Annotated in this window: 17 protein-coding genes; 12 read left to right on the forward strand and 5 right to left on the reverse strand. The window is 36.4% G+C overall.

All coding sequences use genetic code 11. The annotated features are described in order from the left end of the window. Positions 1-56: 56 nt before the first annotated feature. From MWH06_07095 to MWH06_07115, 5 genes are read right to left on the reverse strand one after another with little or no spacing between them, the layout of a single operon-like run. Entirely contained in the window at positions 57-1274 is a 1218-nt protein-coding gene (locus MWH06_07095) for a helicase RepA family protein (protein ID UPA54986.1), read from the reverse strand. Beyond that, positions 1271-1762 (reverse strand): hypothetical protein, encoded by a 492-nt coding sequence (locus MWH06_07100; GenBank protein UPA54987.1) that lies wholly within the window; start codon positions 1760-1762, stop codon positions 1271-1273. Before MWH06_07100 ends, MWH06_07095 begins: the two co-directional genes overlap by 4 nt. Before the next feature lie 40 nt (positions 1763-1802). Beyond that, complete coding sequence (locus MWH06_07105) at positions 1803-2606, reverse strand: helicase RepA family protein (GenBank protein UPA54988.1); 804 nt, start codon at positions 2604-2606, stop codon at positions 1803-1805. Positions 2607-2628: 22 nt separating this feature from the next. Continuing rightward, positions 2629-3432, reverse strand: coding sequence for an ATP-binding protein (locus MWH06_07110; GenBank protein ID UPA54989.1), 804 nt, complete (start codon positions 3430-3432; stop codon positions 2629-2631). A 52-nt stretch (positions 3433-3484) separates the two neighbouring features. After that, positions 3485-3982: a sigma-70 family RNA polymerase sigma factor gene (locus MWH06_07115; protein UPA54990.1), complete on the reverse strand. Its 498-nt coding sequence runs from the start codon at positions 3980-3982 to the stop codon at positions 3485-3487. Between the two features lie 312 nt (positions 3983-4294). Here MWH06_07115 and MWH06_07120 point away from each other — a divergent pair, with 312 nt between their 5' ends. From MWH06_07120 to MWH06_07175, 12 genes are all read left to right on the forward strand, one after another. Then, positions 4295-4918 (forward strand): hypothetical protein, encoded by a 624-nt coding sequence (locus MWH06_07120; protein ID UPA54991.1) that lies wholly within the window; start codon positions 4295-4297, stop codon positions 4916-4918. 7 nt (positions 4919-4925) lie between these two features. Then, positions 4926-5072, forward strand: coding sequence for a hypothetical protein (locus MWH06_07125; protein UPA54992.1), 147 nt, complete (start codon positions 4926-4928; stop codon positions 5070-5072). A 4-nt stretch (positions 5073-5076) separates the two neighbouring features. Then, positions 5077-6216, forward strand: coding sequence for a ribosome-inactivating family protein (locus MWH06_07130; GenBank protein ID UPA54993.1), 1140 nt, complete (start codon positions 5077-5079; stop codon positions 6214-6216). Between the two features lie 32 nt (positions 6217-6248). Then, the gene (locus MWH06_07135) at positions 6249-6641 is read left to right on the forward strand and encodes a hypothetical protein (GenBank protein UPA54994.1); all 393 of its coding nucleotides are present in this window, start codon (positions 6249-6251) and stop codon (positions 6639-6641) included. 28 nt (positions 6642-6669) lie between these two features. Continuing rightward, positions 6670-7062, forward strand: coding sequence for a hypothetical protein (locus MWH06_07140; GenBank protein ID UPA54995.1), 393 nt, complete (start codon positions 6670-6672; stop codon positions 7060-7062). A 20-nt stretch (positions 7063-7082) separates the two neighbouring features. Further along, positions 7083-8096, forward strand: coding sequence for an ankyrin repeat domain-containing protein (locus tag MWH06_07145; GenBank protein ID UPA54996.1), 1014 nt, complete (start codon positions 7083-7085; stop codon positions 8094-8096). A 98-nt stretch (positions 8097-8194) separates the two neighbouring features. Next, entirely contained in the window at positions 8195-8941 is a 747-nt protein-coding gene (locus MWH06_07150) for an ankyrin repeat domain-containing protein (protein ID UPA54997.1), read from the forward strand. Between the two features lie 106 nt (positions 8942-9047). Beyond that, the gene (locus MWH06_07155; protein ID UPA54998.1) at positions 9048-10964 is read left to right on the forward strand and encodes a DUF4815 domain-containing protein; all 1917 of its coding nucleotides are present in this window, start codon (positions 9048-9050) and stop codon (positions 10962-10964) included. An 11-nt stretch (positions 10965-10975) separates the two neighbouring features. Beyond that, a complete protein-coding gene (locus MWH06_07160) occupies positions 10976-12154 on the forward strand; it encodes a hypothetical protein (GenBank protein ID UPA54999.1) in 1179 nt (392 codons plus the stop codon). A gap of 7 nt (positions 12155-12161) precedes the next feature. Then, positions 12162-12347 (forward strand): hypothetical protein, encoded by a 186-nt coding sequence (locus MWH06_07165; GenBank protein UPA55000.1) that lies wholly within the window; start codon positions 12162-12164, stop codon positions 12345-12347. Further along, a complete protein-coding gene (locus tag MWH06_07170; GenBank protein ID UPA55001.1) occupies positions 12344-13855 on the forward strand; it encodes a hypothetical protein in 1512 nt (503 codons plus the stop codon). Before MWH06_07165 ends, MWH06_07170 begins: the two co-directional genes overlap by 4 nt. A 7-nt stretch (positions 13856-13862) precedes the next feature. Beyond that, entirely contained in the window at positions 13863-14414 is a 552-nt protein-coding gene (locus MWH06_07175) for a hypothetical protein (protein UPA55002.1), read from the forward strand. Positions 14415-14428 lie beyond the last annotated feature (14 nt).

Genomic DNA, 14428 nt, shown 5'->3' on the forward strand with positions numbered 1-14428 from the left:
AAAATCACAATAAATATCCATCAAATCTCCAATATATTTAAAGTTTAGAAATTTGGTTAAGCTGTAGCTATCCAGCGTCCGTTAACCATGTTTATGAATTTTGTTGGTATAGGTTTTCCGTTTCTGAGCTCGTACATTACTTTTAAGGTACTTTTATGCTCTTTAGATTTAAACATTACAATGCCAGACGTGTAGAAATTTCTTAAAACTCCTGCACCACTTAAAGATTGAAATGGATTCTTTTCTAACATGGCTGTAGATACTTTTTTAGTATGATGCGTAAGGATGATGCCAGCCATGGGACTCGTTATAGAACGTAATTTTTCAGTTCCATCTTGCAAAAAAGAAAGCATGGCTCTACTATTTCCATAATCACGTATATTATAGAGAGAATCTATCACAATAAGATCAACTGTTTTTGGGTTAAATTTTTCTGCTATAATACTTTTTATTCTTTCTATGCCTTCAAGGTTCAAAGCTAATTTTGTTTTTGGAGTAATAGCTAAGTTTTCTGTTGCTATATCAAGAATCTTTTGGTTAACTTTCAGTTGCTGCAAACGTTCTCTTATATAATCGTATTCCATTTCATTCTGTAGGTAGAATACTTTCAGTGGTCTTTCAGGTTTCATGCCAAGAAATGATATTCCTCCTGCCATATGCACTAATAAAGAAAGTAAAAAATTACTTTTGCCGATTTTTGGAGTACCACCTATAACCAAAAGACCGCCTGGAGTTAGAATTCTTGGGCCTATTATATCTTTTGGCATTGGTGATTTATCATTTAAGTAATGCCTTGCTGAAAACGATGTAATTTTATGTTCTGTTGTGTTTTCTTTAGTATTTAACCACTTCTTAGCGGAATTTATATCACCTTTAACTAAAGTCCAAAGATCAATAATATCACCACTGATTCCTTTAGTAAAATTACGCCAATTTCCAGCTTCTTTACCCACTATTTTAACTGTAATCATATCCCCGTCACAGTTGCCAACATAAGTCCTCTCTCGATAAAAATTACCGTTTGGAATTAGGTAAGGTACACACTCCTTAATATTATCAATCAATAATCCTTTTATTTCCTTTCTCTGCATAAAACCCCCATACATACTTTTCATACGCTTAGAGCTGAGATTAGCTAGCTCACAAACAGTTTCAAAAGACTCTGAATCAAACCATTTAATTGCTTCTTTCTTTAGCTCTAGATTTTTTCCTGCTGCATCTTTGATAGCTCTCTCAATTACAGCAATCCAGAGTTTCTCTTCGTCGTACTTCAAAATGGCAACCAATCAACTTCAGATTGTTCTGGAGTAATAACAGTGGCAATCTTATTTTTCTCTCCATATCGATCAGTTTCAATACCAACTTTTGCAGTAAATTCTAACCCGTTAAAATCAGCTATAGAGTTGATCTTTCTAGCAATAACTGCTTTTTCTGAAGTGTCATTTGAATGAATGTTCCGCGCTGACTCCAAAATACTTCTAAGCATAGAACGTCCAGATTCTGCCCAAACATCTTCTCCTTCAACGCTTGCCTTGCCACTTTTAATACCAATTACCTGAAAAATCTTGCGTTTTGCATATGGACCTTCAGTAACAGTAAATTCAGCGTTTAAATAGATGCTGCCAGTAGTATAGCTTTTAGTGAACCAATTTTCATAACCTCCTGGTTTAATGGCCATTTTGACTTTTACCGCTGTACCTTTTGGTATTAAATTACTTTGTGATTTTGCAGTATTAAAATCAGTTAAAAAATCTGATAGCATATTGTCCTCCTATAGATTAATTGCAAAGTGAAAAAAAGAATCAACTCCATTGGTCTACAATCTTCCAACGACCATTTATCTTATCGACAAGCTTACTTGCCACACGTTCACCATTACGCAGTTCAAATACTATCTGACGTACAGTACTTTCTTCGTCATGAGCAAACATCACCATTCCCGTACTGTAAAATCCCCTCAAAGAACCAGCTCCGCTTAAACCCTGAAATGGATCTTCTTCCAGCATCTTTTTCGATAATTTTTTTGTATGATGAGTGAGTACAATACAAGCATCTGGATTGACAGCACTGCGTAACTTTTCAAGAGTCTTCTGCAGAAAGAACAACATAGCACTATTGTCATTTTCATTTCCATACTCACTGCTAAAGATGTTACGCAATGGATCTATGGCTAAAACATCAGGTTTAAAGCGTTCTTTCACGATTTCCTTAATTTCACTTATTTCATCATGATTAAATGATAAGTGCACTTTTGGTGTAATGATTAAGTTGTTAGCGGCTATATTCACAAGTTCTTCATCAAGTTGAAGTCGTTGCAAACGTTCTTTCATATATTCATATTCAATTTCAGTTTGCATGTAGAAGATCTTCAAAGGTCTACTCGGCGTCATACCAAGAAACGAAACTCCAGCAGCCATGTGGACAAGCCAAGAGATCAAAAAGTCACTTTTGCCGATTTTAGGTGGGCCACCCAGTACCAACAAACCTCTTTTAGTTAGAATTCTAGGGGAAATTATGTCCTCTGGTATTGGCGTTTGATCACTTAAATACTCCTTTACGCTGAAAAAGGGGACTTTTTGACCGATATTGAAAAAGCTTTGTTCCATATTACTCCTTTTAAAATTAAATTTAGGCAACAGAAGCCAAGGTTTTGGCTTTAATTTTTGCAAGTAATTTACCCAGATGCGGTTCTTCAACCATATTAAGGCAACCACTTCGATCTTTAGCAGGGTATCCCCAAGAGTTAATAGTCTGACAGACGAATGAACGTTTCTCTGTACCATCATCTTTCTTGATTCCAACCATACTGATTACTTCATCAACAATGCCTGGAATCTCACTAGCAGTTTTAGCTCCTTCACATTGAGGTAGCCAGGTTGGACGATTGCAGTCATCAAGATATTGACCTAAAGTACCAACGGTAATGATATCTTTATTTGGAATGTGCTGAAACTGATTGAGCCAAGCCATCATCTCTTGCGCAAGTATTCCGTAAGCAGCTCTCATGTCTTGCTTTCCACTTCTCTCAGAAAAAGCTTCCGGTTGCATTTTTGCCCATAAGAGACACAAACGAGATGCAACAGTAATGCTATCAATGAAAATACATCGATATTTAGAAAACTCTTCATTGTATTTACTTGATACGTGCTCATAGTGTTTTTGACTATACGCTTGATCAGATTTTAGTGCAGGGTTTGGACCACCAATTAGGCAAGCAATATCACGAGCTTGATTCCAAGTACGAACACTAATAGAATCTCCCTGCCAATCTTGAACAGCAAGCAGACCTGCTTCAAAGTCAAGACAAAGTGTTGGTTCACTTATAGTCTTTAAGAGGCTGGTTTTACCAATACCGTAAGGACCAAAAATTACTACTTTTATGCCTGTGGTTGTTTTCAGTCTTTCATTATTGTTTAAAATTTTAAAAGTCATTTATTCACCTCAATGTTATATGTTATATATTCAGGAAAGGTAGAATTTATGTTCAATTTTTCTTTTTGCCCTTGTAGTAAATGGAAGAGAGTTTTGTACGTATTTTTCTTATCATAGTATTTAAAGTAGTTCTTGATATGTTGTTCATCTTAGCAACTTCATATAAGTTAAAGTGCTTGAGTTGCTCACATATCTTTTGCATCTTTCTTGGTAGCGTTGAAATCATGTAATCTACATCAGTACGTTTCGCTACTTCATCTTCAAAAGCTTCTATTTTCTCAATATTGATGTGGTTATTAATATTGCGTTTTATACATAGTTGTTTCTCTAATAAGTTGTTAGCACGACGTTCAGTTAATCTTGCTACAAAAGTGTTAAAGCTACCTTTACTTTCATCATATCTATCAAGATAAGTCCAAATTTCACAGAAGAGTTCTTGCTCAAGATCTTGATGAGTCTCATGAGTAAAGCATTCAAAAAATTTTAACCTTTTAACTTGGTACTGTATGTTTTGAACAACTATAGGATCAACACCTGAATAACGTTTCATAACTTCTCCTTAAAACAATGAATAGCTTTAAGGATGAGAACTTATAGGTACACTTTGTAGGACAGGAACAAAAATAAATAATACAGATGTGATTTTTAACCTATTGATATTCTATTGTTTTTTTTCGAGAATAATACAGTTCGATTTTTAAATAATACTGCAACAAAAAATTAGGCAAAAATTCATTTTTTTTGGACAAAAATTTTCCAAATCCTGAATATATATTATATAAGCCTTTCAAACTTATCACAGGTGTCAATTCTTACACAATCGGGTCGGGCAGCAATAGCCGCAAGTATAAAAGAGCAAGTTATGCATCTTGCCTGGGGAAGTGGTGATGGAAATTGGGGAAGTAGCCATAAAGTAGAGAAAATTTTCACCGATGGCAAAATAACCCTAGATCATCACGCTATTAAAAACGTAAAAGTTTTTGCCGGGCAAACAATTTATCAGCCAAGTATTGATTATACAGTTGATAGCAGTAGTGGTGTAATAAAACGTACGGAAGATAGCTCTATCAGGGCAAATAGTGCAGTTACTGTAGAGTATACTGAAAGCACACCACCTGAACCTATAAATTCTATAAAGCTCTTGAATGAACTTGGCAGACGTACTGCAGATGAAGTGCTATTCTGCACAGGTGATGAGAATGGAGAGCTTGTAACTCCTTCTGGAAGGTTTAGGCCCTCTAATGTACCAACCAATAACCTTTTCCTCACATTTACTTTCGATTTCACGGACGCAGCAAATCAAGTGATAAGGGAACTTGGGGTTATGGTTGGTACAAAGCTGAAGAAAAAAGTACCGCCTGGACAGAGATATTTTGAACCGCAAGATATAGAAGACCCGGGAATTTTATTAGTTTTAGAACACACCGTACCACTTATCAGAACTGCTGCAACTCGTGAAACTTTTTCATTTGTGGTTACATTTTGAAAATTTTATGAAAGGAGAAAAAGAAATGACAAATATTCGCTTGCAAAGGATGGGACTAGAGATCCCACAGAGTTTAACGTTAGTTTCGGCAAAAAAAACGGCTAATCCAAGCTCTTTCAAACTCATAGCTATGGCATTTTCTATATGGAGGTAACATTTTGTCAAAAATACGTTTCATACTTGCAATTATTTTAAGTTTTTCCATTCTAAGTAATGGATTGTTAGCTGAGGAAATGCACTCAGTGCCTTCTGAGTTAATACGGAAAAAACGAGATATACCGACACCGACAATTAGACTTGAAGACCTATTTGGAAATGACCATAGATATACTGAGTTTATTAATCAATTAAGAAACCTTTTTGCTCGTCGTGATAATGGCAATATAAATTACGTAGGACCATCTAATAACATACCAGTAATAAGAGGTGATGGAGGGGGACGTAGAGTTGAACTTGTAGGCAGTGATCAAGTAGGCTCAGTACAATTAGTTTTCAGAAATAGCGATCTTTATATTATTGGGTTTATCAGAGATGGTGTGTTTTATAGAATGAGAGATGGGAATCTAAACGAAGGAATCACCGTTGACATACCCAGCCAAAACATAAGAGATATGCCTCCAGTAACTAATTATGATATTCCTCATGAAAACATTGGCCATGATCCTGACGACTTAATTCGTCCACTTATTCGTTATGCTGAGAGAAGAAATCTTAATAGATCAGACCCTCAAAGACTAGATGAAAATAGCCCTATTCCTACAGAGACAAGAGCTTCTATATTCCGATTTGCTCTCATTTTATCTGAGGCAATAAGGTTTCTTCCAGTACAGCGTGAAGTACAAAATGCATTAAACTCATATCGTGCAGTTAACACAAATGCCAATCTTTTTGCAGTGGGAGGCTTAAGATATCCAGATTATGTTTTGGGGCTTGCGGTATATAACCTATCCTGGCTAATCGTAAATTGGCAAAAGTTGACTAAGCTTATAGATACTATAAATAATTACTTTAGCGCTCAGATATATGAAGGAAGGGAAACTATAACTATTTCTGAATCTGATATGTCTCTCATTCTAGGGCTAGCTCACTCATGTATTAATTCTAATCAACCAGGACCTAGTGGACGTTCTCCTAGGGATACTGAGTCTCACTCTCCTGACAAATGCTATCTTGGTGATATAGGCAGAGAAGGCATCATGACAGGCAACTCATATTGGGACATTGATTCTGCTCCTATTTTGATCAGTGAAATACTTAATACACACATAGATTATGGAGCTTCTGCCCATGCCGGGTAAACATTTTTTTGAGTTAAATTAAAGGTAAAATTATGAAAAAGACTATACAAGTTATTATTGCTGCAGTTTCAATTTTGGTTTCATCTCAATCTGTATTGGCTGGGGCAAGCAGTACATTACATCAAGACTGCAATGACCATGACACGCGTGGACGGATTATTGAAGGAGTGAAAATAACTAACTACATTGAAAGTTGGACTCTGCAAGATCCACGATCTTTTATCAAATGTGATGATGGTCAAGAGTATCAGATTTCATCTGGTATCAATGAATCTGGCTATAAAACCGACGAGAAACAGAAACATCAAGCAGCAATGATTCAGGATTTAGCACAAGTTGCCTATTTTTCAGGGCAAAAGGTTAACATGTGTGTTACTAATTTTCCACACAACAACACAGTTTGGCTCATGGAAATTTCTAATTAAATTTTATTCTTAACTTAAAGGTGTAATTATGAAAACTATAAAAAAGACTATACAAGGCGTTGTTATTGCAGTTTCAGTTTTGGTTGCTTCTCAGTCTGCATTTGCTGGAGCAAGTGATACACTGAGCAGACTTTGTAGTAATGCAGCACCTGGTCAGCTTGTGGAGGATATGAAGATAAGAGGATACACCGAAAGTTGGACCGCAGGTGATCCGAGAGCTTATATTCACAATAAAGATGGCGGGGTATATCAAATACAATACAGGGGAACTGATAGTACTCATCCAGAGCAACAACACCAAGTAGTAAGAATACAACAGTTGGCAAAACTTGCCTATTTAACTGGGCAAACAATAAATATGTGTGTAGATCAAAGTGCAAGTCCGCATGAAGTGTGGATCATGGAAGTTTCAAGATCGTAACTCTATATAAAGGTATAATTATGAAAAAGACTGTACAAGGTATTGCTATTGCAATTTCAATTTTAGTTACTTCTCAATCGGCATTTGCTAAAGCAAGTGATAGCCTCAAAAGACTTTGCAGTAATGCACCAGGTGGTAAGATTGTGAATGAAGTAAGATTATCTAGTTACATTGAAAGCTGGACTTTACAAAATCCAGAATCGTATGTTGTAATAGATAGTAGTAGTAATATTTACGCTAATAGTAATGATGGCTTTACGTCGTTGCAATTGGCTGCAACAAAAGGCCACACAGATATAGTATCCTATTTAAGGGGAAAAAGATCTGAAAAGGAAAGTAGTTTATTCAATGCTTTAAATAATTATTATTACCATGGTAATGATCTTGCTCAAATTACAAGTTTAATTAATCAAGGAGTGAATATTGATGCTAGAGATGATAATTATTATGCACCCTTACATTGGACCTTTAATAAGTTGAATTTAGTGCAACTTCTTGTAGAAAGAGGAGCTGATTTAGATGCTAAAGACGAAAATTTGTGGACGACCTTGCACTGGGCTGCTGATAGTAATCAATTAGATACAGTGAAATATCTTGTAGAAAAAGGAGCTGATTTTAATGCTAAGGAAAAAAGGAATAGAACTCCTTATGATTTGGCTAGCGAAAAAAATCATTCAGAAGTAGCAGAATTTTTGGGACCTTTGCGTAATCGCACAGCACTACATCATGCTGCTGAAAATGGTCGCCTGGATGTGGTAAAACGCCTGATAAAAAAAGGAGTTGATATTAAAGACAGTCAGAATCGTACGCCTTTGCACTATGCTGCTGAAAATGGTCACTTAGATGTAGTAAAATATCTCGTGGAAAATGGCGCTAATATTTATCTTGAAGATGATAGTTCTGAAACACCTGAAGAACTTGCAAGAGCCAAAATAAAAGAAATGTCGAAGATTACTTACAGCATGCAAAAACAACAACAGAAAATTTTATCATTAAAGCAACGTCAGGTAATATTGATGAAGTTAAAGATCTAAGTAAAGAAGTACCTAATATTGATTCAAAAAATTCTTATGGTGGTACAGCATTACATGGAGCTGCAGGTTACGGTTACTTAGATGTAGTAAAATATCTTATGGAAAGTGGGGCCAATATTGAAGCTAAAGACTCTAACGGTTGGACAGCTTTACACCAGGCAGCTATAGGTAATAAATTAGAAGTGGTACGATACCTAGTAGGGAAAGGGGCTAGCGTTTATGCTAAGAACAATGAAGAGAAGAAACCTTCTCAATTGGCCAATCAAGCAGATGTAGTAAATTTTTTAAGTCAAGAGGAATCAAATATATGGCATTTATGTAATGCTGCAGGAAATGGTACTTTTGATGATGTTAAAAAATATGCTGATAAAGTATCTAGCATTGATGGTAGAGGAGAATGGGGCTATACACCGTTGCACTGGGCTACAGATGCTAATCACTTAGACATAGCAAAATACCTTGTAGAAAGAGGGGCTAACATTGAAGCTAAAGATTCTCATGGTCGGACATCTTTACACTGGTCAGCTAAGAGTAATAGACTAGATGTAGTAAAATACCTTTTAAGACTAGGTGCTGATATTGGTGCAAGAGACAATGATGGTTGGACGCCATTACACTGGGCTGCTGATAGTGGTGCACTAAGTGTAGTAGAATATCTGAGTGTTCACAATGAGTACGAGCATAAGATCCCATATAGAGTAGCTGATGGTACAGCGCAACAACACCAAGTAGTAAGAGTACAGCAATTAGCAAAACTTGCCTACTTAACCGGACAAAAAGTCAGTATGTGTATAGATACATATCATAGTCCAAGTGAAGTTTGGATAATGGAAGTTTCTGAGTGAGGTCTCTCAAATAACTATTTGTTGGTACTTGAACCCATTTATTAGAACTGCAGCAATCCATGAAACCTTTGCCTTTGTCGTTACATTTTAGCAAAAGGGAAAAAAGATGACCTTGAATAACTATTACAATCGCTCTGACAAAGAATACGAAAAAAGTTTATTCCTAGCAGGAAGAGGTTTGCAGTCAGCAGAATTAAATGAGATTCAAGATTATGCTCTTTTGAGGCTCAAAGGCATAGGAGATGCGATATTTCGTGATGGTGATGTTATAACTGGAGCTGATTGTATCATAGATGGGGAAAAAGTCACGCTTGAAGCGGGAAAAATCTATCTTCGTGGAGCAGTTAGAAGCGTTGAAAAGGAAGAATTTACTATTCCACTAAATACCACAGTTCGCATAGGTGTTTTTTTCGCCCTATCTACCATCACAGAACTTGAGGATGAAAATCTTCGTGATCCTGCAGTTGGTACGCGTAATTATCAAGAAGTAGGAGCAGCAAGGCTTAAAGTTTCCACCATTTGGGGTTATCAAGCAGAAGGTTTTTTTCCACGTTTTTCTGAAGGAGAATTTTATCCAATTTACAATATTGAAAACGGAGTTCTTGTTCAGTATTCACCGCCACCACAGGCAAACATAGTAACCACTGCACTTGCTCGTTATGACAAGGAGGCAAATGGTTCCTATGTTGTAAATGGCCTAGAAGTAATGTTTCTGCAAAAGGAAGAGGGAGAAGGAGGAAAAAAAATATTTGTGATTAATGAGGGAAAAGCTCATGTTGACGGCTATGAGATTGAGCTACCTCACAGTATTCGTGTTTCTTTTGATGAAGACCCAGATATAAAAGCAGTTGAATCAGAACCACATACTTTTCAGCCAAATAGCCAAAGAGTAATGGAACTGAAAGTTAATGATTTTCCAATCAGTGAAATTAAAAAAGTAGATATAACTGTTCAAAAAACCATTGCTGTTACTCACGGTTCATACTCAGGAGCTGTTGATCCAATACCTGACTCTGCAGTACTTGAGATTATTCAAGTTAAGCAAGGCAATATAATTTATGAAAATAGTGTAGATTATAAACTAAACGCAGGAAATATTGATTGGTCATTAGCAGGAAAAGAACCAGCACCTGGGAGTAGTTATCAAATAACTTATCGCTGTCGTACTCAGGTGAGCCCTGAAGATATAAGTGAAGAGGGATGCAAAGTAAAAGGAGCAGTTGACAATAGCTTGGTTTTAGTTGATTACACCTGGAAAATGCCCCGCTTTGATTTAATTACCATAGATGCAAAAGGGGTGGTAAGAAGAATAAAAGGAATTGCCCATCCTTGGAAACCATCAATGCCAAAAGCGCCTAGCGGACAACTTTTGCTCTGCTACATTCATCAAACGTGGAAAGATGGGGAAAAGGTGAAAGTAATGAATAATGCTATCCATGTAGTACCGATGAATGAACTCGAAGCAATGAAGAGTGCAATAAGAGATCTTTATGCGCTAGTTGCAGAGGAGCGTCTACGCAGTGATGCAAATTCAAGGGATCCTACAGCCAAAAAAGGAGTATTTGTTGATCCATTCTTTGATGATGATATGCGTGATCAAGGAATTGTTCAGTTTGCAGCAATAGTAAATAAGGAACTAATTTTGCCGATTGATGTAGAAGTTACAGACGTCGAAAAGGGCAAAGAACCTTATTTATTGCCGTATGAACTTGAGCCGGTATTGGAACAGCTTTTACAGACTAAAAGTGAAAGGATCAATCCATATCAGGCATTTGATCCGATACCTGCAAAAGTTACAATCACCAAGAATACAGATCACTGGCCCGAGGTAAAGACAGTGTGGAAAAGTCCAGTGACAAGAGAATTTAATACTAGAGAAACAACAGAGCTATTGTCAAGTAATTCATATGAAGCTGAATTTATGAGAGAAGCAGTACAAGATTTTGAGATCGAAGGATTTTCCCCAAGTGAAAAGCTTAAGGAGATAAAGTTCGATGGCATCGTCATTCAACCCGTGGCATAGAGGGAAAAAAAGTGGAAAATCAAGGACGAATAAGTGGAAAAATAAAGATCCCAGCAAATATTCCAGCCGGTACTAAATTAGTGCAATTTTACGGGGATAAAGGAAGTTATGGAGAAGCAACGTATACTGGTAAAAAAACTATTACCATAGAAGAGAGAAGAAGAGTTTTTTCCAGCAAACGTGTTGATCCTTTAGCACAAACATTTACCTTGGATGAGAGTAGGCATATAGGAGGTATAGACTTATGGTTTACAAATAGCGGCAAAAGACATGTTGTTGTGCAGATTAGGGAAACAACAGTTGGAGTGCCCTCGCAAACAGTTATTGCTGAAAATTCCATCGAACCAGCTAAGATCGATACTAACGGCACAGCAACACGTATAACTTGGTCACCAGTATTTTGTCATGGAGGGCAAGAGTATGCGATAGTATTACTTACTGATGATGCAGACACAGCGGTAAAGATAGCAGAGCTTGGCAAATATGATGCAGTAAACAGTAGATGGGTAACCAGTCAACCATATCAAGTAGGAGTATTACTGTCATCGAGCAATGCAAGTACTTGGACTCCACATCAAAATTTAGATTTAACGTTTCGACTACTAGCAGCAAAATTTACTGAGACTTCTCATGTTATTGATCTTGGCAAAGTTACAGCAAATAATGTATCAGATTTGATAGTTTTGACGAATGTGGAAAAAGTAGGCTTTGATACCAATGTAGAATTTATCTTAACAGATGAGGAGGGCAAAGAAAACTTTTTATCTGATAATTTGCCACTCGCACTACGTGAAAGAATAAGTGGAGAACTAACAGTAAAAGCAAGACTAAAAGGTGGGAAAAAAAGAAGTCCAGTGCTATATCCTGGGTTACAGCTAGTTCTGGGAAATATAGGGGAAGAAGGAGATTATGTCACGAGGAGCATTACCGCAGGAGCTAACACTAAAATTACCATAACGTATGATGCATTAATACCTGGTACTGCAGATGTAAAATCATATGTGGAACAAAGCGCTAAAGGATGGCAATTAGTAGATTTAACAGCAGGAAAACCAATCGGAGAAAATTGGGTGGAGAGAACTCACGTGCTATCAAATTTTAATGCCAATGAAACAAGGATAAAATTAGTTTTAAGTGGAACGGTTGTTTATCGTCCTAAAGTCAAAAATCTCAGAGTAATAGTAACATAAAATTTAAATGACTTTTGATCAAACCAAACGAGGATATTCTTTGCCGCATCCAGAGAACATTGCAGTAGAAGATGTAGTACGTATTCGCAGAGCCATAGAAAAAATAGATGAAGATATGAATGAAAGAGAAGATGAACTTAAAAATAATTTTGAACGATTTAGATTTGAAACTTTTTTGAATTTTTGGGAATGAAAGAAGCAATAGAAGCATTACACCAAAGGATAAAGGATTTAGCAGCAAGTAGCACACCTGATCAACTGGCATATCTTGCGAAATCGCTGGAATTGATAGTAGATAAAAAAGCTATTTCCAATATTGTGCAAATGACCACAATAAAAGAAATAATTGATGTACTACAAGGAAGGCTTAAGGATTTAGCAGTAAACAGTACCCCAGATCAATTAGCATATCTTGCTAAGGCATTGGAATCAATAGTCGACAAAAGTGCAGTGTCTGAAATTGTACAGATGACAGATGGAAAGTTAAATGAGCTTCTAAGTGCTGCAAGATCGCACTTGAATGAGATAAACAGCAATAAGGAAAATTCAATATCAGCGATAACTAAAGCAAAGACAGAGTCTGTAAATGAGATCAATACGCTAAAAACTAATACCTTGGATACTTTAAAAGCGTCATCAGATTCATATGTATCACTACTTGACACGAGAAAGAATGCGAATATTGCGGCAATAAACAGTGTTAGCAACAGTCATAAAGATGGTCTTAAAGGTGTAGTAGAAAGTTTTCGTGCTATTAATAATGTACCACCTGGCTCATCAATTATAGGAGAAATAGAAACTCGAGATGAGCAATTAAAAGCATCCCTTACAAACGAGATAAAAATTAGGGAAAATCAGCTAAGAACACTGACAACCAAATTTAACTCCATCAATGATGTGCCTAGCAGTTCATCAATTATGAAAGAAGTGAAAAAGAGGAATATGGTTGAACCAGGGTCATTACCTTTCTTGTTTGGTGTGCTCAGTAGAAAAAATAATTACTATGGTCACGGAGCTTTCACAACTGAATTAGGTCAATGGAGCAGTGATATAACAAAAACCGACTACATGTTACAACTACTTGCAGGTAACCATACATACGATACAGATTACGTCAGTTTTTATCGGCCAAGACAACTGAGTTTTATAGAGGGAAATAAAGGAACATTTATTTACGGAGAGTCATATACAAGCAGTGATTCCGTGAGTCGTGATCAGATATATTACTACCCGTATGCTGCACTTGGAGTAATGTTTGTAAAAAACACCACAAGTAGTGATATAACAAGAACATTAAACTTTATTGGTACATCTTATTGGAGTTCAGGATATGAAGGAGCAGGAGCATTTGTGGGAACCCCTGATAATACCAATAAATCGAGGATTTCAAAAATAACATGGAAAAATGTTTACCAATACACGAGTTCGAGTAGAGGATTTGCTGCATCAGGGAATGTAGAAATTCCAGCAGGAAAAACAGTTGCAGTGTTACTGTATACATCATCTTATCTAGATAGCAGAGGAAAAGTTAGTGAAGGTATGCTTTCAGGTGACGTATATATCTATGGTCAGTTTATCCAGTGGGGAATTTATAACATACGTAACAACTTTTTAACTGCAGGGCTTGAAGTTGATGTAGAGAGAACGCTAAAAGCTTGGCAATGTCCAGGATTGGATGCCACCCACAAAATCTGGAATTAAAAACGCAATGTCAATTTATATTCATTTTGAAAATAACAAACAAGTTGAAACAACAACGCTTGAAAGTAAGCCAACTGGCTGGTATGAAGCACCAGAAAATTTCGACTGGCAAAAGAGTTATTGTCTAACGGAAGGAGGGAAAATTGTTGAGAGGAGTCAAGAAAATATTGAGCTGGAATTATTGGAAACTGCGAAACTTTCTGCACTTGATAGCATCCGTATTTATTTTAATCATTATACTAACAAATACGCAGGATATTCTCATCAGAAGCTTAAGTCGTATGAAATACAAGCAAAAGCCGCAAAGAACATTTTAACAGCACCAGAATCTATAGACGAAAAAGATGCAGAAATTATAGAGCCATTAGCAAAAGTAAGAGGAATTTCAGTAGTTCAAATGGCTGAATTAATTCAAGAGAAGGTAAAAAGAGCGAAAAAAGCAATAATCAAGTGCGAAGAATTGGTGGATATAGCCGAAAGGGAAATCGGTGAAGCTAAAAGTAAAGAAGAACTGCAAGCTTTGCTAGATGACTGTAAACAAAAAATGCAGGAAAGTTAAAAAGGGGCAAAAAA

Origin of the sequence: Wolbachia pipientis (assembly GCA_023052945.1) — a bacterium.
Classification (GTDB): Bacteria; Pseudomonadota; Alphaproteobacteria; order Rickettsiales; family Anaplasmataceae; genus Wolbachia.

Bases quoted from the DNA above. Each gene is read 5' to 3' on its own strand.
- MWH06_07100 (UPA54987.1), bottom strand. From the start codon at position 1,762: ATGCTATCAGATTTTTTAACTGATTTTAATACTGCAAAATCACAAAGT.
- MWH06_07105 (UPA54988.1), bottom strand. From the start codon at position 2,606: ATGGAACAAAGCTTTTTCAATATCGGTCAAAAAGTCCCCTTTTTCAGC.
- MWH06_07110 (UPA54989.1), bottom strand. From the start codon at position 3,432: ATGACTTTTAAAATTTTAAACAATAATGAAAGACTGAAAACAACCACA.
- MWH06_07115 (UPA54990.1), bottom strand. From the start codon at position 3,982: ATGAAACGTTATTCAGGTGTTGATCCTATAGTTGTTCAAAACATACAG.
- MWH06_07120 (UPA54991.1), top strand. From the start codon at position 4,295: ATGCATCTTGCCTGGGGAAGTGGTGATGGAAATTGGGGAAGTAGCCAT.
- MWH06_07125 (UPA54992.1), top strand. From the start codon at position 4,926: ATGAAAGGAGAAAAAGAAATGACAAATATTCGCTTGCAAAGGATGGGA.
- MWH06_07135 (UPA54994.1), top strand. From the start codon at position 6,249: ATGAAAAAGACTATACAAGTTATTATTGCTGCAGTTTCAATTTTGGTT.
- MWH06_07140 (UPA54995.1), top strand. From the start codon at position 6,670: ATGAAAACTATAAAAAAGACTATACAAGGCGTTGTTATTGCAGTTTCA.
- MWH06_07145 (UPA54996.1), top strand. From the start codon at position 7,083: ATGAAAAAGACTGTACAAGGTATTGCTATTGCAATTTCAATTTTAGTT.
- MWH06_07150 (UPA54997.1), top strand. From the start codon at position 8,195: ATGGAAAGTGGGGCCAATATTGAAGCTAAAGACTCTAACGGTTGGACA.
- MWH06_07155 (UPA54998.1), top strand. From the start codon at position 9,048: ATGACCTTGAATAACTATTACAATCGCTCTGACAAAGAATACGAAAAA.
- MWH06_07165 (UPA55000.1), top strand. From the start codon at position 12,162: ATGACTTTTGATCAAACCAAACGAGGATATTCTTTGCCGCATCCAGAG.
- MWH06_07170 (UPA55001.1), top strand. From the start codon at position 12,344: ATGAAAGAAGCAATAGAAGCATTACACCAAAGGATAAAGGATTTAGCA.
- MWH06_07175 (UPA55002.1), top strand. From the start codon at position 13,863: ATGTCAATTTATATTCATTTTGAAAATAACAAACAAGTTGAAACAACA.